Source organism: Acinetobacter sp. ANC 4218, assembly GCF_002135245.1.
In the GTDB taxonomy this organism is placed as follows: domain Bacteria; phylum Pseudomonadota; class Gammaproteobacteria; order Pseudomonadales; family Moraxellaceae; genus Acinetobacter.
Genome location: NZ_NEGD01000002.1, coordinates 159,648 through 178,536, shown reverse-complemented (window position 1 = coordinate 178,536; position 18,889 = coordinate 159,648). Strand labels below are relative to the sequence as shown.

The following is an 18,889-nucleotide window of genomic DNA, read 5'->3' as shown; positions in this document are numbered from 1 at the left end:
TACTTAAAACTGTAGCTTATATATTTAAACACTAATGAAAAATACAAGATCATTTATTTTCTAAATGGCAGAATAATCTTCACCTAATAGTTGTTTATAGATTATACTGCTACAAAAATATAGTAAGACATTTTTTGGATTACTCTTTTGGACGAGTTATATGGAATTACGACACCTACGCTATTTTATCACCGTTGCAGAAGAACTTAACTTCAGTAAGGCTGCATTAAAGCTTTATACCGCACAGCCCTCTTTAAGTCAGCAAATTAAAGATCTGGAAGAAGATGTCGGGGTAAAACTACTTTATCGTACCAAACGTAAGGTTGAGCTGACTGAAGAAGGTGCCGTATTTCTCGAGCAGGCGCGCTTAACCCTAGCACAGGCAGATAAAGCGATTGCCATGGCACGCCAGGTTTCGCAAGCTAAACAGCAAATGCTGCGCATCGGCTTTGTTCCAGTGGCGGAAATGAAAATTTTCCCTTATGTACTACCAAATCTACGCGTGCAAAACCCTGATTTAAAAATCGATTTGCTCAGCTTAAACAACAGTGAACAAATGAAGTTGCTGAAAAAAGGGGAACTGGATGTCACCTTTACCCGGCACAATCTCAATAGTGATGAAATTGAAAGTCTATTTGTGTTACGTGAGCCACTGATCTTTATTTTACCGAAAGACCACCCCTTGGCTAAGTATGAACGAATTCCTGTTAAAGAATTGAATGGTATAGACTTTATTATTCCTGCTGCAGAACAGTCCTTAACATTACATAATGCAATTATAGATTTTTCCCATGCCAATGGCATTGAATTCAATATTGTACAAAAGGCCGATAACATCCTGTTTAACATCAATTCTGTAGGGATGGGTTTAGGCTGCACCATTCTGCCGGGCTATGTTGCGCCACTGACCATGGAAAATACCGTGATTCGCCCCCTAGATGTAGAACTGCCTTACCTTGACCTATATGTGAGTTACCATAAAAACAGCAGCTCTATCGCAGTGAAGAAATTTATTGAATTGCTGACCCATGTGTTCTATCTAAATATAAACCGCACTTAAAAAAATTTTTATGCTTTTGCACCGGATTGAAGCCACCATTATTTTGCTAATAAATAATGGTGGTTTTTTTTATTTCAATTTGTGTATTTTTAGTCCAGATTAGACTTAAGTCTTACGCTTTTTTCTTATCATTAACACGCTATTTATAGGGAATAACGCATAACTTTTTCTTTAGCCATTTATAAATCACATTTCATCATCGAGAATTACAACTTAAGTCTAATAAATTTCCCACAAACTTTTTAAAATGTTAAAAAACAACAATAACGATAAAAGGTTGCCCCCTCATGCATCTATTACGCCGTATAAAAACAGGGATTCAGCACCATCTTTATTTCTTTCTAACCTTTCCGTTTATTGCTGTGCTGTATGCTACTTTTCAGTTCATGACCTCATGGAACTGGTCAACCAGCCTGTTAATGAGCTGGAATCTGGTCATTTATGCTTATTTATTTTTCACTCTGAAAAAACTCTGGCGCATTGATCATGCGCATATCCTGCAACGTGCGAAGGAACAAGATGCCAGTAAATGGCTGATTCTTTTTCTGGTCCTGCTGACCTTAATCATCTGCTTCATTGCGCTTATTATTGAAGTGAATAATTTGCCGAGCAATACGCTCATTCAAACCGCTCATGTCATCTTATCCATGGTGACCATTACCTCTGCCTGGTTCCTGATGCATACCATTTTTGCGATTCATTATGCGCATGACTTTTATCTGGCACTCGACAAAAATAATGAAGGGGGGCTGGAGTTTCCCAAAACCCCTAGACCGACTTATCCCGACTTTTTATATTTTAGTTATATCGTGGGTACTTCTGCACAAACTGCCGATGTATCGGTTACCCATTCAAAAATGCGGGTGCTAAATACCTTGCACTTGCTTCTGGCTTACGGATTTAACACGACTATTCTGGCCATCACCATCAATGTGGCAGCGAACTTTATTAGCCCCTAAATATATTCATAAAAATATGCTCATAAAAAAGGATGACCGAAGTCATCCTTTTTTATCTTTAACAGCCGTGATTAAACACCACGGGCAGTTAAGTAGTCTTTAATGACAGTATTGAACTCTTCAGCTTTTTCCACTTGAGACCAGTGACCACATTGGCTGAAGATGTGTGCATCAGCATTCGGTACAGTATTTAAAATGTCCCAAGTACGTGAAACCGGAATCACCACGTCCTGTACACCGTGAATCAATAATACCGGTACAGTGATGTCTTTCATTTTTTCGAAGTCTAGCGGGAATTCGAAACGGTCACGGTCACGTGCGCCCACTACGTCCATCAAACGGTTCGATGCATAGTCATTTGCAGCAGAAGCAAAACGTACTTTCACCAGTTCGTCTGTGATCAGGTCTTTGTTCACTACAAACATAGACAAGGTTTTCTTGATGCCTTCCTCCGTCAATACCGGATTCGCATGCGCTTTCAGTGCAGCAGTCTGTTTTGCACCACCCGTACCCATAGATACAATACCGAGAACACGCTCAGGGTAATCCAGTGCCAATTGGAATGCCAACCAGCCACCCAGTGAGTTACCCACCAGCCAGGTTTTTTCAATGCCCAATGCATCTAAAGTACGAACTGCATGGTCTACCCAGGCACGGATACCGTAAGCTGTGTTTGGTGCAACTACAGTTTGACCATAACCAATAGTGTCGATAGCGATACAACGTGCCTGCTCACCAATTGATGGCAAGTTTAACCACCAGTTTGCCGCAGCAGATACACCGGTACCTGAACCGTGCAAGAACAGGATAGGTGTACCTTCACCCACTTCGTGATAGTGAGTCAACTCACCTTCTGCAGTTTCAATCCATTTGTCTTCTAAGCCAAAGAATGGATCTGTTGTATATTCAGGGATTTGAACAGTGCTCATACATACTCCTCGTACAGTCTTTAGCTTGCGTTTCCATCTTGATTCAGAATTTAACGTCAAGTTGACTCGGTGAAATTTACTTTTTTACTGCCTTATATTACCTGTTCAAAGCAGTCAAACTGATACAAATTTACGATCAAATACTATAAAAAAACGATAATTTAACTATTTGTTTTTTAAAATTTTATTAAAATCAAAACTCTTATTTTTATTAAGGCATTTAATAATAAAATAGTGCTCTCCATAGAAAAAAAGCGACTTATTGAAAGTCGCTTTTTTATTACACTGTTTAATTAGAACTTGTAGGTATAAGTTGTCGCTACACGGTACTCTTTTAAGTCTGATTTCCAGTCGAAATCTGTATCGATATACATCGCCTGGAAGCCTAGGCCTTTAAGTTTACCTTCTGGAACCGTGTAGTTCAGAATCAAATTCAGCTCATCCGATTTCTGGTCTTTTAAGATCCCTGCCGAGGTTTTAACCTCAGCATCTGAACCGGTGAAGTATACTGCCGTAGCATTTAAACCTTTGGCACCCAACCCAGAGAAATCATAGCCATAAGTGAAGCCCCATGATTTTTCATTGGTATTGGTAAAGGTTGCGACACCCCAGTTGACCAAGTACGGCTGCGGCACCCAACCACCCAATGTCGGGAACGGAGAATCACCAAACATTTGCTGGTAGCCCAAACCAACAGTATGTGCGCCATAATTGACTTTAGCGCCTACAGACAACGCCTGGTTATCAATATCACCATACAGCTTGTCACCTGACTCCGAGTTATCAAAGTAACGGATATGGCTGTCTAACTTGGCTTTTTCACCCAGCTTGGTTTTGTAACTTGCACCGACATAATGCTGCTGATAAATATCTTCAACATCTGCATACCAGTAGCTACCGCCAATTTCAGGGGTAAACTGATGATCAACACCCGCAATCAACATGCCATCAGAAGCATCACCATTATCGTAATACTTTTTGCCCTTAGCAGGTGCAAACAAAGTTAAGTCACGGAACTGGTTGTCATAACGGTTATTGATCTTATCAATATAAGCCACTGTCAGTTTGGTATCTTTAATCTCTTTAGACTCTAACCATGCACCGCTATAAGTCGTCAATAACTGACGTGATGGATCGAATACCAGTACTGGAGATACCGGTAATAACTCACCGACTTTTAATTCAGTTTGTGAAACTTTGGCTTTTAAAGTTGCACCAACTTTACCAAAATTGTCTTTCGACTCTTTACCATCATGCGGCAAAACCCAGTCCGCATTTTTATCACGGCCATTCAATTTAAATGCGTGCTGCACCAAAAGGTCTGCACCCACTTGAATACCGCCACCAATGTCCTGATAACCCGATTTGGCATCCAGGGTGATGCCTTGAGACCAAGAACCCCAGTTGTTTTGCGGAAGATCCGCATACTGACGGTCTAAATAAAAGTTTTTAAATTTTAATTGGACATTACTGTCGTCAACAAAATCTGCATTCGATGCAGTTGTTCCTAAAGTTGCTGTCGCAGCAAGCATTGCTATCCATAAGTTTTGACGACGCATGGCTGAATTCCCTAGTAATCAAATTAAGCTATGACGCCATCATGCTAAACAATCACAAAAAACGAAATCCGACCAGAGTATTAAGATTTATTGCCTTTATGGCTATTTCTGCTTTTTTTTATTTTAGTGATTCAAATCACGTTAAGAACTTTAAACAATAAGTCATTTTATCTTCCTTTCATTTCATTTTTGTTAAACCTTTGTTTCAGTGTTTATTTTTAAATAACCTAGGCTTTTTGACCGCAAAAAAAAATTGATTAATCGCTTTTAAGTTTAACCCAGAACTAAAACCACTTAAATAATTGATTATATTAATATAACTATCCTATGATATGATATTTTTTATCTATAAACTCAAGTGTAAAATCAAGGTCTAGCCATAAAAAAAGCGCCCTTTCGGACGCTTTTTTTTTGCTTCAACTTAAAGCAGATTAAGCATTAGCTTCTTTAGCTTTAGACATGGTCAATGCCAAGTCTTCAATCATGTCTTCCTGACCACCTACAGTACCACGGCGACCCAGTTCCATCAGGATTTCACGCGCAGATACTCCATATTTCGCTTCTGCACGTTTAGCAAACAACAGGAATGAAGAGTAAACGCCCGCATAACCTAAAGTCGCTGCGTCACGGTCAGCACGAATCTGATGGGTCATCATTGGAATGATCAGATCTTCTGCAACGTCTTGAACCTTAAACAAGTCTACACCGGTTTCAATTTGCATACGGTTAGCAACCGCAACAAACAGTTCAAGTGGTGTATTACCTGCACCTGCACCTAAACCAGCAGAAGCCAAGTCAACACGCGTTGCACCAGCAGTCACAGCAGATACAGAGTTTGCAACACCCATACCCAGGTTATGGTGACCATGGAAACCGATTTCGATGTCTGAACCCAGGTTGGCACGTAAAATACCTACGCGGTCAGTCACGTCTTGAGGAAGCATGTAACCTGCAGAATCCGTTACATAGATACAGTTTGCACCGTAAGACACCATTTTTTGTGCTTCTTCCAACAGTTTTTCTGGAGAAGCCATGTGTGCCATCATCAAGAAGCCCACAGTGTCCATACCGAGTTTACGTGCAGCAGTAATGTGCTGTTCAGAAACGTCAGCTTCAGTTGAATGCGTTGCCACACGAATGGTAGAAACACCAACATCATGCGCCATTTGCAAGTGATCAACCGTACCAATACCCGGCAGTAAAAGTGCAGATACTTTTGCCTGTTTCAGGTTTGGAATCACTGCCTTCAAATATTCTTCATCGGTTGCCGCTGCAAAACCGTAGTTCACAGAGTTACCGCCCAAGCCGTCACCGTGTGTAACTTCAATTAAAGGGACACCTGCATCATCCAGAGCAGTTGCAATCGCAACCATTTGCTCAGGTGTAGTTTGATGGCGCATAGGATGCATGCCATCACGTAAAGTCATATCATTAATAATAATCTTAGACATGAAGATGCTCCTTATGCTTCAACTGCGTTTAAAACACGTTCTGCAAACATTTCTGCGGTACGCGCAGCTGCTGCAGTCATAATGTCGAGGTTACCGGCATATTTAGGCAGGTAATCGCCCAGGCCTTCAACTTCCAGGAAGATGGATACACGGTTACCATCAAATACTGGACCGTTTACCAGTTTGTAACCTGGCACGTATTTTTGAACTTCCTTGATCATCGCATGCACAGATTCTGTGATTGCCGCCTGATCTGGTTCGCCTTCAACCAGACAGTGAACCGTATCACGCATCATCAGTGGTGGCTCTGCCGGGTTAATAATGATGATCGCTTTACCCGCTTTAGCACCACCAACTTTTTCAATCGCACCGGCTGTAGTACGAGTGAATTCGTCGATGTTTTTACGTGTACCTGGACCTACAGATTTAGTCGATACAGTAGCAATGATTTCACCATATTCAACTGCTTGAACACGTGAAATTGCTGCAACCATAGGAATCGTTGCCTGACCACCACAAGTTACCATGTTTACGTTTGGTACTTCGCCCGCGTCTAACAAAGCTTCCAGGTTTACTGGTGGTACACAGAATGGACCGATCGCAGCAGGCGTCAAGTCAATCATCAACACGCCAAGTTCATTCAACTTGCGGCTGTTTTCAGCGTGAACGTAGGCAGAAGTTGCATCGAATGCAATTTTGATGTCGTCTTCCAGAACGTGAGGAAGTAAACCGTCTACACCGTCAGCAGTGGTTTTTAAACCCATTTTCGCAGCACGTGCCAAACCTTCAGAAGTTGGGTCAATACCCACCATCCATACTGGCTCTAGAAATTCACTGCGTTGTAATTTATATAGCAAGTCAGTACCAATGTTGCCTGGACCGATCAATGCACATTTAATCTTCTTCATGAACAATTTCTCTTAAAAAACGCTCTTAAAATCTGGACTTATTCAGCAGCGAATGCAGCAGTTACAGAACCAAAACCTTCAATTTCAACCACGAATTCATCACCCGGGTTAGCGACAACCATAGGACCTAATGCACCTGTCAGGATGATGTCGCCTGCAAGTAAAGGACGACCACGACGTACCATTTCATCCGCCAGCCAAACCGCAGCGTTTAACGGGTTAGCCAGACATGCTTTACCAACGCCTTGAGACACGACTTCTTCACCGCGTTTCATGGTCATTTTGCAATTTACAAGATCAAGATTTTCAAGTTTCACAGGACGTGAACCCAAAACATAAGCCGCAGAAGAAGCGTTATCTGCAACCGTATCAATCAATGAAATTTTCCAGTTTTCAATCCGGCTATCGACTACTTCTACAGCAGGCAGTGCATATTCAGTCGCACTGATAATGTCTGCATAAGTGTGTTTTTCTTGGGTTAAATCTTTGTTGATGATTAACGCGATTTCTGCTTCAACTTTGGGTTGAATCAATAGACCCGCTGGAATCGCTTCGCCATCACCATAAGCCATGTCAGCAAACAACATACCGAAGTCCGGTTGGTCTACACCCAGCTGCGCTTGCACAACTTTAGAGGTCAAACCAATTTTACGGCCAACCAAACGACGACCTTCAGATAATGCGCGCTCTGTATTTACTTCCTGAACGGCGTATGCGATATCCACGTCAGCACTTTCGCCACCAAGTTGCGGGCGAACAGGGGCAATCGCAGTTTTTGATAATTCAGCGTTACGTAATGCTTGCGCAACTGATTCAACAACAGCAGAATTCGACATCAATGTTTCCTTAAACTGCAAAAATTGGACTTATACCGTTATCGATGGAAATGCGATGAACAACAAGAAGAAATCTGTGAACTGATCAAAGCCATCAGCAAAGGGCTGCTGCCCATCTTGGCAAACGCGTATATGTATAAACAGTTTTAGAATCGGAAAATTGCGCTTTTTATGCCAATACTTATTTTATTTATGACAATAGCTAATTCCTATAAATTAACTTGGTTTTATTTAAAAAAAACAGCCATATGAACCAAATATAAAAACTGTTTTCCCATATGAACTTAATGTCAGATTGTCAGATTCATGAAATAACCATCGATCTACGACTAAAAGACTAGATTGAATGCTTATTTTGAGTACAAAAACCCTATTTCAGCAGACCTAAAAATGTTATTTATATTTTTTAAAATCAACAAACTACAGCTACTTTATGAACCATAAAACCATTTTCAGTACAATTTTACTGAGCATCCTTTCCTGCTCAACTTTCGCACAGAATTATCAGCAGTCACTAAAAGGCAAATACCTTGTTTTAGCGGATGCTGAATGCGCAGGCTTAAAATTTAATGCCCAGGCGACTGCTGCAGCATGGCAAAATGAAATGGACTGCAGCCACGGCTACTATAATAAAGATGCCTGGCGTATTACCTGGATTGCACCAGAAATTTTTGTCATGACTGAAGTGATTCGTCCCAATGAAATTTCACCGCCCCGTAACTATATTTATAAAATCATGAGTATTCAGAATAAAACGGTCACTGTTACCGATTACTGGACTGGCTGGGGAAATCACAAACCGGAACTACAAAAATTTAGAATGAAATAAAGATGAAACTTGTTGCATCACTACCGAGACCCTCTTTATTTCTTCCATCGGGGTAAATAAAAGACCCTTATGAAAGAAGTTCAAAAAAAGGTGACTTTACATCACCCTTTTTAGTCTTCAGCTTGGATCAAACCGCCTGTTTCAAATTCACATGGTTTAATAAAAGCTGATGCAAATCTGCGACCTCATCTGCAATGGCCAGCGGATGATAGCGGGCAAGGACTTCCGGAGTATGTACCCCATAACTTACCCCTATACGCGGCATGGCAATATTTTGTGCCATTTCCAGATCATAGGAAGTATCACCAACCATGATCGCATGTTCAGCCTGGACACCAGTTTGGGTCAGAATTTCTTCCAGCATTAAAGGATGTGGCTTAGATCGGGTTTCACTGGCCGCACGTGTCGCCGCGAACAGCTCCATGCTTTGTGTCTGCTTCAAAACACGATCCAGACCTTTACGGCTTTTGCCTGTAGCGACTGCGAGTTTCACCCCCGCTTGAGCCAATGCTTCTAACATGTCGGCAACACCAGCGAACCATTGATCACCAGTTGAGTTGGCAACATAGTGCTCTGAATAGGACTGTAAAATATCGGCATGTAACTTAGGCACAGCCGGAAATAAACGCTGTGCGACTTCCGGTAAACCTAGCCCGATAATACTTTTGGCATCTTCAGCGGTTAAAGGTTGCTGGAATTGTTGTGCCGCGAACTGCAAACTCGCCACGATTTGACCGACCGAATCAAATAAAGTGCCATCCCAATCGAAAATGACCAGTTTTACAGGTGTGTTCATAAATGTTTTCCTAGTATTTGATTCAGTATTTAATTGTTCACCTCTCCCTAGCCCTCTCCTACAAGGAGAGGGAAACCCTTTTGCTTAGTCATTCATTTTTTACTAAATCAAAATACTGACTACACAAAGTCTGAGTTAATGACAGAATATTTTAGGTGATGTCCCCTCTCCTGAACGAGTTTAAAGCACTGCTTTAAACGACGTGCAAGAAAGGAGACTTGCGCAGCAATGCTGCTCAGGGAGAGGATTAAAACTTACTAGTCGTCAAAAGTAACGACCGGTTTATCTTTTTTCTGCGCTCTTAACTGCGCCACCAAACTCTGCATATCTTCAGGCAAAGGTGCTTCAATGATCGGATAACCCGGAATTTCCAGACGCATGGCATGTAAACATAAACGGCGCGGCTTTGGCCCCTTATATTCAGTCTCATGACCGTATTTATCATCGCCAATTAAAGGATGACCAATACTTAAACCATGTACACGAATCTGATGAGTACGGCCTGATAGCGGTGAAGCATAGACCAATGTGCCATGCATGAAACGCTCTGCTACCTTCCACTGGGTTTTACTGTCCTTGCCTTCTTTAGAAACACGGACCCGACGTTCGCCATTGGCTAGCTCATAACGATGCAAAGGCTGATCAATGAGTTGCTGATCCAGACTCACCTGTCCTTTCACAATCGCGGCATAGGTTTTTTTGATTTTGTGTTCACGCAATAAATCTTGCAGCGTTTTTAAGGTACTGCGTTTTTTACTGATCATTACCAGACCAGACGTGTCGCGGTCAATACGGTGAATCAGCTCCAGATATTTCTTACCAGTGGCTGCACGCAGACCTTCAATCAGCCCATAGGCCACACCGCTACCACCATGCACAGCAATGCCTGAAGGCTTATTGATCACCATCAGCCCTTCATCTTCATAGACCACACGGCTAAGCAGGCTTTGTGCCACCTTGTCCGATACCGGTGCCGCCGTTTCATCTTTAGGTTCAAAACGAATCGGTGCGACGCGGATCTGGTCGCCAATATTCAGTTTGGTTTCCGCCTTAACGCGCTTTTTATTGACCCGAACCTGTCCTTCACGGATTAAACGATAAATCCGACTTTTTGGCACACCTTTGAGTCTGGAAAATAAAAAATTGTCGATGCGTTGACCCAATTGATGCTCGTCCACTTCAAACCAGGTGACACTTTGCCATTCTTGCGTAGAATTCATACAGTTACGATGACCCAAAAAATACTAAAATTGATTAAAAACTGATCACTTGGGCTATGCTTTACACAAGAAAGATAAGCTTAGCCCATAGGCAGATGATGCAAGGTTTGATATAGTCAGCGCACGGATACCACCGTTAGTGTGAAAAAATTTAATCACTTCAATCTTTTTTGAAGCTCAATATTAAATTTCACCATTCACATTAAATACGGAAAGGTCCCTAAAGAATATGCCGACGCCGAAGGCTTATTATATCGGCAAAAAAGCAAACTGTTGCGTTTAATTGTACTTCGTACATAAATCAGTTTGCCCTAAAAAATATGTCGCCAACCTAGTTGGTTTTTAAACGTAAACTGATACACATCAGATTAGTCGCACCCTGAAGTCGCATTCAGGCTACAACGTTGATGCATTGGATCTGCACATAAAGCAAAGATACGATGATAATTCCGTATCAAGACGCCCGATCATGAATTAATGAAGGGACGATCTTCAAGCTACGTGACAGTGAAAGTTACTCACATCTAATGCACCGTTTGTCCGCCAGTGAATCGTTCAGGTGACTTTAATCGTTTATAAGATTGAAGCCGTATTGCCATCTTCAATACGTGAATCAAAAAACCGCAGCCCAAAAAAAGGCCGGTAAAAAAGCTCAGACCACAATTGCGTCATTTTGAGATCTGGGTGTTGATCCGTAATGTGTGATGTTCGCTACGTGTATAGCGATGTCCTGCTGTGTATCACTATTAGGTGTTACACCCATGAAACGTATGTTGATTAATGCAACACATGCCGAAGAGATTCGCGTTGCACTTGTCACTGGTCAGCGTCTTTACGATTTCGATCTAGAAAATCGTACCCGTGAACAAAAAAAATCCAATATCTATAAAGGTCACGTCACTCGCGTTGAACCTTCTTTAGAAGCTGTTTTTGTAGAGTATGGTGCAGGCCGTCAAGGCTTCCTGTCCATGCGTGAAATCGCAAACTCGTATTACAAGGCAGATCCTCGCCAAACTTCAAATATCCGCGAATTGATCACTGAAGGTACCGAACTTTTAGTACAGGTGGAAAAAGAAGAACGTGGTAATAAAGGTGCTGCCCTTTCTACCTTCATTTCGCTTGCTGGCCGTTATTTGGTGCTTATGCCAAACAACCCGAAAGGTGGCGGTATCAGCCGTCAAATTTCCGGTTCAGTGCGTGAAGAACTGAAAGAAATGTTGGCCTCACTGAATATTCCGCGTGGCATGAGCGTGATTGTGCGTACCGCAGGTATTGGCCGCTCGCAAGAAGAATTGCAACTTGATTTACAGCACTTGATGGATCTTTGGGCACAAATCCAAAACACCGCAAGTTCTGGCCCATCACCCATGCTGGTCCATCAAGAAGCCGGTGTGGTAACACGCGCAATTCGTGACTACTTACGTGATGATGTTGCAGAAATCCTGATTGACTCAGAACAAGCCTACAATGAAGCTTATAACTTCGTGAAAGCAGTAATGCCACGTCAAATCGACAAACTCAAAACCTATACTTTAAATGAGCCTTTATTTGCCCATTTCGGTATTGAAAGCCAGATTCAGACCGCTTATGAACGTGAAGTAAAACTTCCTTCTGGCGGTTCAATCGTGATTGACCAGACCGAAGCTTTGGTGTCGATCGATATTAACTCGGCTAAATCGACCCGTGGTCACGACGTTGAAGACACTGCTTTAAACACCAACTTAGAAGCAGCAGAAGAAATTGCGCGTCAACTGCGTTTACGCGATATCGGTGGCTTGGTGGTGATCGATTTCATCGACATGACCAAAGACCGCAACCAGCGCATGGTGGAAGCGAAACTGCGTGAAGCCACCCAAAGCGACCGTGCCCGCATCCAGTTCGGTCAATTGTCACGTTTTGGCTTAATGGAAATGAGCCGTCAACGCTTGCGTCCATCGCTGGAAGAAGCAACCGGTTACGTTTGCCCACGCTGTCATGGTACAGGCATGGTACGTGACTTACGCTCTTTATCATTGTCGATTATGCGTAAAGTGGAAGAAATTGCACTACGTGAACGCCACGGTGAAGTTCAAGTTGAAGTTCCAGTTGAAATTGCCGCATTCTTATTGAATGAAAAGCGTCACAGCCTGGTTTACTTAGAACAAACATCGAATGTCCGTGTAACCGTATTGCCTCACCCGCATCTGGAAACACCACATTACGAAATTTCCTATAATCCTGAAGGTTTTGCCCCAACCAGCTATGAACGTACCGAAGCAACCCGTTCAAGTGAAAAAGAGTTGGGTTATGAAGCATCTGAATGGCATTTAGGTGAAGAGCAACAAGTCCAGCAAGCTGCTCAACAAGCTTCAAGCCAGCCAGAGCGCAACAACAAGAAAAAACAGCAGCAACCTGCTATTCAGCAACAAACTCAAGCCGCTGCCCCTGCTGCACCGTCTACAAGTCCATGTGCCTGGTTAGAAAACCTGTTTGTACAAAAACAGGCAACCACTGTAGATCAAGCACGCACTGCTAACAACGCTGCTGCTGCCATCGAGCAAATGGTCAATGCGGGTGCCGTGAGCCGCGGTCAATTCGGTCAGATGGCAACAGCTGTCGAGACCGTACCTGTTGCGGCAACGAGCAGCAATGCTTACTTAACGCCAAATGTTCCTGCCAGTAACAAACAGGAACAGCGTGAAGTTGCAGATAAATATTCTGACAAGGAAGAAAAATCGCAACGTCACAATAAAAAGCGTAACAAGCCTAAAGAGCAACGTGAACAAGTTCAGTACGACAATCAGCAAAATCAAGTGCATGAAGAAATTGTTCAGGTTTCCCGTCATGAGCAACGTCAAGAACAACGTCCGGAACAGCGCCAGGATTCACGTGAAAACAAGCGCCCTTCTCGTCGTCAACACGCTGAACAACATGCTGACCAGCAAACCGAGCAAAATGCTGTACCACGCCGTGACCGTCGTAACCAGCAACGTCCAGAACGCCCAAATCGCCACCGCGATCAGAGCGTATTAAACGAACAGTCAGTGCAACAAACCGCAGCTGCTGTAGTCGTAAATGAACGGGAACCTAAAGTCGAAGTGATTGATACACCTCGTCAGGAAGTTCTGCCAACTGCATTGCTGGTCAATGTTGATGAGGCAAAAACCGAAATTGTTGCATTAAACTCAGCACCTGCTGTAGTTGAAGCACCAATTACTCAGGCTGCTCCTGTAACGGTTGAAGCACAAGTGCCGGTCATCGAGAAACCAGTGGTCGCGCAGGAAGAAAAACCTGCTGCAGCTGAAACTCATGAACCACACAAGCCACGTCCTGCAGAAAAACGTGCCAGCAACGATCCGCGTATGCGTCGTCGCCAAAAACGTGAAGCTCAGGCAAGACAGGCTCAGGCACCGAAGCTAAGCCCTTCTCAGGTTCCAACTTTGGGTCAATACACCGTGATCAGTCTCATTCGCCATGTCTATGGTGAAGATTGTTCAGTACTGATTGAACAATTTGGTTTAATTCCAACGTTCAACCGTGCCCTGGTGAAATTTACCGAGCAATATGCTGCAACAATCGCGACTCAGGCAACTGAAGCACCAGCACACCCGGTAACACGCGATGTAGCAGTCACCAAAGCCGCACCTGAAGCAGAACCTGCACCAGTGTTGGACTTGACACCACCAAAACCGGTGTCTGACAAACGTGTAGCAAATGATCCACGTGAACGTCGCCGTCTGGCAAAACAGGCTGCTGAACAAGCTTTAGAGCAAGCAAAGCAGGCGCATAGTCAACCTGAAACTGCTCCAACTGAAGCAATGCCGACAGAAACTGTTGCTGTAACAGAAGCAGAAACAGCGCCAGCCGAAGTGGCCGAGCCTGTTGTGACTGAAGTAGTTGCTGAACCTACTGCAGAAACTGTTGTTGCTGCTGAAACGGTAATTGCTACAGAGGAAACCGTACAGGCTGCTGAACCCGTACAGGCTGAATTGGCGGTAGAAGCTACTCAGGACGCACAAACTCAGGTCGAGCCAACCGCAGAAGCTGAAAAAACCGAAGGGGAAGATGGAGATAAACCTGTCCGTCCTCGTCGTCCTCGCGGTCGTCCACCAAAGAAAGCAACACCTGCAAATGAGTCGTAATTTGTTTTAAATTAGCTCTAGTGCAGTGAAATAAAAAAACCTAGTCATTCCGGTGACTAGGTTTTTTTTGATACTTTTGTCAGATTAGGTTGATTGCACTAGATTGAAACGATTAAAAGACAAGTGTACAAATCACAGCAAGCGTATTGCGAACAAATAGACTGTATTGGATTATGAAAAAATAAATAGGATTCATATGAACCACACTACACCGAGCGATCTTATTGGTATTGCGGATGTTGCAGCAAAAATACCTAAATTCATCAGCAAAGTCCCTCATTTATTGAGTGGTCTCAAACAAGCCTATTTGCGCACATCCAATACTCCAGCAGGCTTGGGTATTGCCTTTGAAAAAGCGGTAAAACATAATCCGCACGGCATGGCTTTATTATTTGAAGATCAGAAATTCAGTTATCAGGAACTGAATGAATGGGCCAACCAAATTGGACACTTCTATTTATCACTCGGTGCACAAAAAGGCGATGTGATTGCGGTGATGGTAGAAAACCGTCCGGAACTGATTGCTACAGTTATCGCCCTGGCAAAAATTGGCGTCACCTCTGCTTTGGTCAACACTTCACAAAGCGGTAAAGCACTGACCCACAGTATCAATCTGGTCAAGCCGATTGCCGTAATTGCCGGTGAAGAATGCCGTGCAGCTGTAGAAGACGTTCGTCAGGATCTAGAACTGGCAACAGACCGTTTTCACTGGTTTGCCGATCAAGCTACACAGGTGGATGCCGGCAAAGCACCTCAGGGCTGGACCAACCTGGCGGAAAAAGCCGACCAATTTCCAAAATTTAATACTTCGACCACGCACACCATTCAAGGTAAAGATGGCTTATTTTACATCTATACCTCAGGCACAACCGGCCTGCCTAAAGCGGTCATTTTCACCCATAGCCGCTGGACTTTGGCTTATGGCACCTATGGTCACGTGCTGGATTTAAAACATGATGACGTCATGTACTGCACCCTGCCGCTGTATCATGCCACCGGTATTGTGGTGTGCTGGTGTGGCGTGATTGCAAGCAGTGCAACATTTGCATTACGCCGCAAATACTCAACCTCTGCCTTCTGGAAAGATGTCAAAAAATTTGATGCCTCAGCCATTGGATATGTCGGTGAACTCTGCCGCTATTTAATGGATGCTCCCCCGTCTGAACTGGAAAAAGGCCACCGTGTCACCAAAATGATCGGTAATGGCATGCGTCCGAATATCTGGGATAAATTCAAGGAACGCTTCGGCATTGAAGAGGTACTGGAGCTGTATGCATCCAGTGAAGGTAATGTAGGCTTTAGTAACGTGTTTAACTTTGACAACACGGTCGGCTTCTCTCCAACACCTTATGCGATTATTGAATTTGATAAGGAAAGTAATCAGCCGGTGAGAGATGCCAAAGGCTGGTGTAAAAAAGTGAAAAAAGGTGAAGTCGGCTTACTGGTGGGCAAAATTACCCGCCGTTCACCTTTTGACGGCTATACCGATCCGGAAAAAAATAAATCCGTCATTATGAAAGATGTATTTAAACATGGAGATGCTTTCTTTAATACCGGTGATCTAGTACGCGATATCGGTTTCCGTCATGCCCAGTTTGTAGATCGCCTCGGGGATACTTTCCGCTGGAAAGGCGAAAATGTGTCTACCACTGAAGTTGAAAATGTAGTCAGTGAATATGAAAAAATTGCTGAGGCAGTGGTTTACGGGGTAGAAATTCCCCATACCAATGGTCGTGCCGGCATGGCAGCCGTTACCTTGAATGAGGGTGCAGAATTAACTGCCCAAGACTTAAAGCAAATGGCAAGCGAGTTCAAAAAATGTTTGCCGGCTTATGCTGTTCCGGTATTTTTACGTGTTCAGTCTCAAGTAGAAACGACTGGCACATTTAAATATCAAAAAAATACCCTCAAAGAACAGGCTTTCGACCCCAACAAGACCGATGAGCGTTTACTGGTCCTGCTGCCAAATGCGATAGAATATTGTGATTTAACTGCGGAAATCTTCAGCAATATTCAAGCCTATCAATACCGTTTCTAATTGCAGAACCGCTATTTTTTTATAAGATTAGGCAAATTTGTTGTATTTATAATCAAACATCAACAAGTTTGCTAATTTTTACTTGCGCTCGTTTGATAACTTGCTACAATACGCTCCATCAAAACGAAGTGGTGTTGAGAAAACTCTTTATTTTCTTGCACTGCACATTCGGACAAGTTCTGAATGTTGGTTCAGGGTCGTTAGCTCAGCTGGTAGAGCAGCGGACTTTTAATCCGTTGGTCCCGCGTTCGAATCGCGGACGACCCACCACTTATTTTGATTGATCTAGAGATGGGTCGTTAGCTCAGCTGGTAGAGCAGCGGACTTTTAATCCGTTGGTCCCGCGTTCGAATCGCGGACGACCCACCATCTTCTTAAAGGCTTCTGACATGAAGCTTTTTTAGCTTTTAAAGCACCTTTTCTGAATGGGTCGTTAGCTCAGCTGGTAGAGCAGCGGACTTTTAATCCGTTGGTCCCGCGTTCGAATCGCGGACGACCCACCATTCTTTCTTAGGGCTTCTTTCTGTACTACAATAGAAACGAAACCTCAATATTCCGACCAAGACAAACCACACCGTTTCGGTTGATTCGCCATTCTCGAAATTTTGCTGTACCGATGTTGCAAAATACGGTGTTTTAATGCGCCTTTAAAAATCATAGATTTTTTTCTTGCACTCGGGTGAACCCTAAAAGCGATGCTTTAAGTTCACTAATCCTTGCTCAGGGTTGTTAGCTCAGTTGGTAGAGCAGTAGACTCTTAATCTATTGGTCGAGGGTTCGAGCCCCTCACAACCCACCAGATTTTTTATTATTCATCTTATATCTACACGCCCATATAATAAAAAGTGCTCCACATTTGCAGCATTTCTCCCCTTTTGAATTGCAAGTCTGATTAAATGAAAACAACATCCAATTTTTCTTTAACTGACTTTCTCTTTAACCAAACGATATGCCTGTTGTGGAAAGGGATTGCCTTCGGCAAAATATTGCTCGTTTAAGACAGAAGCATGCGCAATCTTGTCCAAATCCATGACCAGATTTTGATCTTTATCAATATCATAGAAAAATTCCACCCCATTTGAGCGATGCAAAATCACCTGATGATTTTGCCTATCATAAGACCAGCGATCTTGCCGGTGATACAGATTTGAAGCGAAGCTGATTTGCCCCGAATGGATCAGGGTGCGATGGGCAATTCCATCCTCCTGTAAATTAATAATATAATCTGCTGTACCATCTTTACATCTGACAAAAGGATCATCACAACTGATCGTGGCTTGATAACGGCCAATATAAGGCTCGGCACAGTCTGGAATGGCTTTTTTGATTCTAGATTCTGCCTGTTCCACCGGAACAGTCGCCCGCCCTGCAACATCAGTCAGGCTTCTAGCCTGCTCATCGCTATTCGTTGGAGTTTCTTTTTTTATTTGTTGCGCGACAGAGTCTTCTAAAGGCTTATTGCAACCCACCAAAGCTGCACAAATCACCCCCAAGAAAAAACCACAATAATTCGCTTTTCGAAACACCGCTCTCCCTCCTGAGAGTTAAATTTTGTTTGGCTTTCCATAGCCATATTTGCCGATGTACACAATAAAGACTAAAGCACGGATCATCATTTTACCCTCACACATATGGGAATATTTTGTTGATTTTTATTCATATAAATCAACTTATTCAACAAAACATATCTTAAATGACGACCTCGCAATTAAGCCCTTAGCTTTACATAAATTAACTATTTTTTATGGCATGCCCCTTTAAAAAGAAGGGTTCATCTCCATTTTTTTATTATAAGCATGTTGTTTTAACTGCTTTGTTATTTTTATTAAGGAGACCTAGATGGCCAATGTTGGTTTATATCGTTCTAAGCGTCAGAACATGATTGCAGGTGTAATGGGCGGTATTGCTGAACGTTTTGGTTGGAATGTGACTTTACTGCGCATTATTTTCGTTCTGGTTTCTGTCATGAGCGCAGCATTTCCGGGAATCCTGGTGTATTTAATTTTGTGGCTGGTGATTCCTAAACAGCCCAATACCATGTTTGGTCAGACATCAGCCTATAACAACCCGATCCGCACGGTAAATCCGGATCAAAATAGCTAACATCCCGTTGAACTCCATGAGTTGAGTTCGTTTTATGCTACGACTTTTCCCCCAATCAGTCGTAGCTTTTTTTTTGCTTC

The 18,889-nt window shown here is 43.0% G+C and carries 14 protein-coding genes and 4 tRNA genes; 10 read left to right on the top strand and 8 right to left on the bottom strand.

Annotation, left to right across the window (positions count from 1 at the left end):
- Window positions 1-160 precede the first annotated feature (160 nt).
- Window positions 161-1,060 (top strand): DNA-binding transcriptional regulator HcaR, encoded by a 900-nt coding sequence (gene hcaR / locus B9T38_RS02500; protein WP_086195284.1) that lies wholly within the window; start codon window positions 161-163, stop codon window positions 1,058-1,060.
- Window positions 1,061-1,347: 287 nt separating this feature from the next.
- Entirely contained in the window at window positions 1,348-2,019 is a 672-nt protein-coding gene (locus B9T38_RS02495; RefSeq protein WP_086195283.1) for a DUF1345 domain-containing protein, read from the top strand.
- Between the two features lie 71 nt (window positions 2,020-2,090).
- Here the strand turns inward: B9T38_RS02495 and B9T38_RS02490 are convergent, their stop codons facing one another.
- The 5 genes from B9T38_RS02490 to mhpD form a co-directional block, all read right to left on the bottom strand.
- Complete coding sequence (locus B9T38_RS02490) at window positions 2,091-2,948, bottom strand: alpha/beta fold hydrolase (protein WP_086195282.1); 858 nt, start codon at window positions 2,946-2,948, stop codon at window positions 2,091-2,093.
- 293 nt (window positions 2,949-3,241) lie between these two features.
- Window positions 3,242-4,507 carry an OprD family outer membrane porin gene (locus B9T38_RS02485; RefSeq protein WP_086195281.1) on the bottom strand — a complete coding sequence of 422 codons (1,266 nt, stop codon included), beginning with the start codon at window positions 4,505-4,507 and terminating at the stop codon, window positions 3,242-3,244.
- A 431-nt stretch (window positions 4,508-4,938) separates the two neighbouring features.
- Window positions 4,939-5,958, bottom strand: coding sequence for a 4-hydroxy-2-oxovalerate aldolase (dmpG, locus tag B9T38_RS02480; RefSeq protein ID WP_086195280.1), 1,020 nt, complete (start codon window positions 5,956-5,958; stop codon window positions 4,939-4,941).
- Between the two features lie 11 nt (window positions 5,959-5,969).
- On the bottom strand, window positions 5,970-6,866 hold the full coding sequence (locus B9T38_RS02475; protein WP_086195279.1) for an acetaldehyde dehydrogenase (acetylating): 897 nt from the start codon (window positions 6,864-6,866) through the stop codon (window positions 5,970-5,972).
- A 38-nt stretch (window positions 6,867-6,904) separates the two neighbouring features.
- Entirely contained in the window at window positions 6,905-7,702 is a 798-nt protein-coding gene (mhpD, locus tag B9T38_RS02470) for a 2-keto-4-pentenoate hydratase (protein ID WP_086195278.1), read from the bottom strand.
- Between the two features lie 433 nt (window positions 7,703-8,135).
- Here mhpD and B9T38_RS02465 point away from each other — a divergent pair, with 433 nt between their 5' ends.
- Window positions 8,136-8,531, top strand: coding sequence for a hypothetical protein (locus tag B9T38_RS02465; RefSeq protein WP_086195277.1), 396 nt, complete (start codon window positions 8,136-8,138; stop codon window positions 8,529-8,531).
- Window positions 8,532-8,658: 127 nt separating this feature from the next.
- Here the strand turns inward: B9T38_RS02465 and B9T38_RS02460 are convergent, their stop codons facing one another.
- On the bottom strand, window positions 8,659-9,327 hold the full coding sequence (locus B9T38_RS02460) for an HAD-IA family hydrolase (protein ID WP_086195276.1): 669 nt from the start codon (window positions 9,325-9,327) through the stop codon (window positions 8,659-8,661).
- A 257-nt stretch (window positions 9,328-9,584) separates the two neighbouring features.
- Window positions 9,585-10,547: an RluA family pseudouridine synthase gene (locus tag B9T38_RS16860; protein ID WP_086195275.1), complete on the bottom strand. Its 963-nt coding sequence runs from the start codon at window positions 10,545-10,547 to the stop codon at window positions 9,585-9,587.
- 761 nt (window positions 10,548-11,308) lie between these two features.
- On the opposite strand from B9T38_RS16860, the gene B9T38_RS02450 reads away from it, so the two are divergent.
- From B9T38_RS02450 to B9T38_RS02425, 6 genes are all read left to right on the top strand, one after another.
- Window positions 11,309-14,668, top strand: a complete 3,360-nt coding sequence (locus tag B9T38_RS02450) for an Rne/Rng family ribonuclease (RefSeq protein WP_086195274.1) — start codon at window positions 11,309-11,311, stop codon at window positions 14,666-14,668.
- A 196-nt stretch (window positions 14,669-14,864) separates the two neighbouring features.
- Window positions 14,865-16,706, top strand: a complete 1,842-nt coding sequence (locus tag B9T38_RS02445) for a long-chain-acyl-CoA synthetase (protein ID WP_086195273.1) — start codon at window positions 14,865-14,867, stop codon at window positions 16,704-16,706.
- A 194-nt stretch (window positions 16,707-16,900) separates the two neighbouring features.
- Window positions 16,901-16,976: transfer RNA gene (locus B9T38_RS02440), tRNA-Lys, on the top strand.
- 23 nt (window positions 16,977-16,999) lie between these two features.
- A tRNA-Lys gene (locus B9T38_RS02435) sits at window positions 17,000-17,075 on the top strand.
- Between the two features lie 58 nt (window positions 17,076-17,133).
- A tRNA-Lys gene (locus B9T38_RS02430) sits at window positions 17,134-17,209 on the top strand.
- A gap of 220 nt (window positions 17,210-17,429) precedes the next feature.
- Window positions 17,430-17,505: transfer RNA gene (locus tag B9T38_RS02425), tRNA-Lys, on the top strand.
- A 121-nt stretch (window positions 17,506-17,626) separates the two neighbouring features.
- Here B9T38_RS02425 and B9T38_RS02420 read toward each other — a convergent pair.
- Window positions 17,627-18,232 (bottom strand): hypothetical protein, encoded by a 606-nt coding sequence (locus B9T38_RS02420; protein ID WP_086195272.1) that lies wholly within the window; start codon window positions 18,230-18,232, stop codon window positions 17,627-17,629.
- 313 nt (window positions 18,233-18,545) lie between these two features.
- Between B9T38_RS02420 and B9T38_RS02415 the strand changes: the two genes are divergently transcribed.
- Window positions 18,546-18,809 (top strand): PspC domain-containing protein, encoded by a 264-nt coding sequence (locus B9T38_RS02415; RefSeq protein WP_086195271.1) that lies wholly within the window; start codon window positions 18,546-18,548, stop codon window positions 18,807-18,809.
- Window positions 18,810-18,889 lie beyond the last annotated feature (80 nt).

Excerpts from the sequence above, each read along its gene's own strand:
- hcaR (WP_086195284.1), top strand. The coding sequence starts at position 161 with ATGGAATTACGACACCTACGCTATTTTATCACCGTTGCAGAAGAACTT.
- B9T38_RS02495 (WP_086195283.1), top strand. The coding sequence starts at position 1,348 with ATGCATCTATTACGCCGTATAAAAACAGGGATTCAGCACCATCTTTAT.
- B9T38_RS02490 (WP_086195282.1), bottom strand. The coding sequence starts at position 2,948 with ATGAGCACTGTTCAAATCCCTGAATATACAACAGATCCATTCTTTGGC.
- B9T38_RS02485 (WP_086195281.1), bottom strand. The coding sequence starts at position 4,507 with ATGCGTCGTCAAAACTTATGGATAGCAATGCTTGCTGCGACAGCAACT.
- dmpG (WP_086195280.1), bottom strand. The coding sequence starts at position 5,958 with ATGTCTAAGATTATTATTAATGATATGACTTTACGTGATGGCATGCAT.
- B9T38_RS02475 (WP_086195279.1), bottom strand. The coding sequence starts at position 6,866 with ATGAAGAAGATTAAATGTGCATTGATCGGTCCAGGCAACATTGGTACT.
- mhpD (WP_086195278.1), bottom strand. The coding sequence starts at position 7,702 with ATGTCGAATTCTGCTGTTGTTGAATCAGTTGCGCAAGCATTACGTAAC.
- B9T38_RS02465 (WP_086195277.1), top strand. The coding sequence starts at position 8,136 with ATGAACCATAAAACCATTTTCAGTACAATTTTACTGAGCATCCTTTCC.
- B9T38_RS02460 (WP_086195276.1), bottom strand. The coding sequence starts at position 9,327 with ATGAACACACCTGTAAAACTGGTCATTTTCGATTGGGATGGCACTTTA.
- B9T38_RS16860 (WP_086195275.1), bottom strand. The coding sequence starts at position 10,547 with ATGAATTCTACGCAAGAATGGCAAAGTGTCACCTGGTTTGAAGTGGAC.
- B9T38_RS02450 (WP_086195274.1), top strand. The coding sequence starts at position 11,309 with ATGAAACGTATGTTGATTAATGCAACACATGCCGAAGAGATTCGCGTT.
- B9T38_RS02445 (WP_086195273.1), top strand. The coding sequence starts at position 14,865 with ATGAACCACACTACACCGAGCGATCTTATTGGTATTGCGGATGTTGCA.
- B9T38_RS02415 (WP_086195271.1), top strand. The coding sequence starts at position 18,546 with ATGGCCAATGTTGGTTTATATCGTTCTAAGCGTCAGAACATGATTGCA.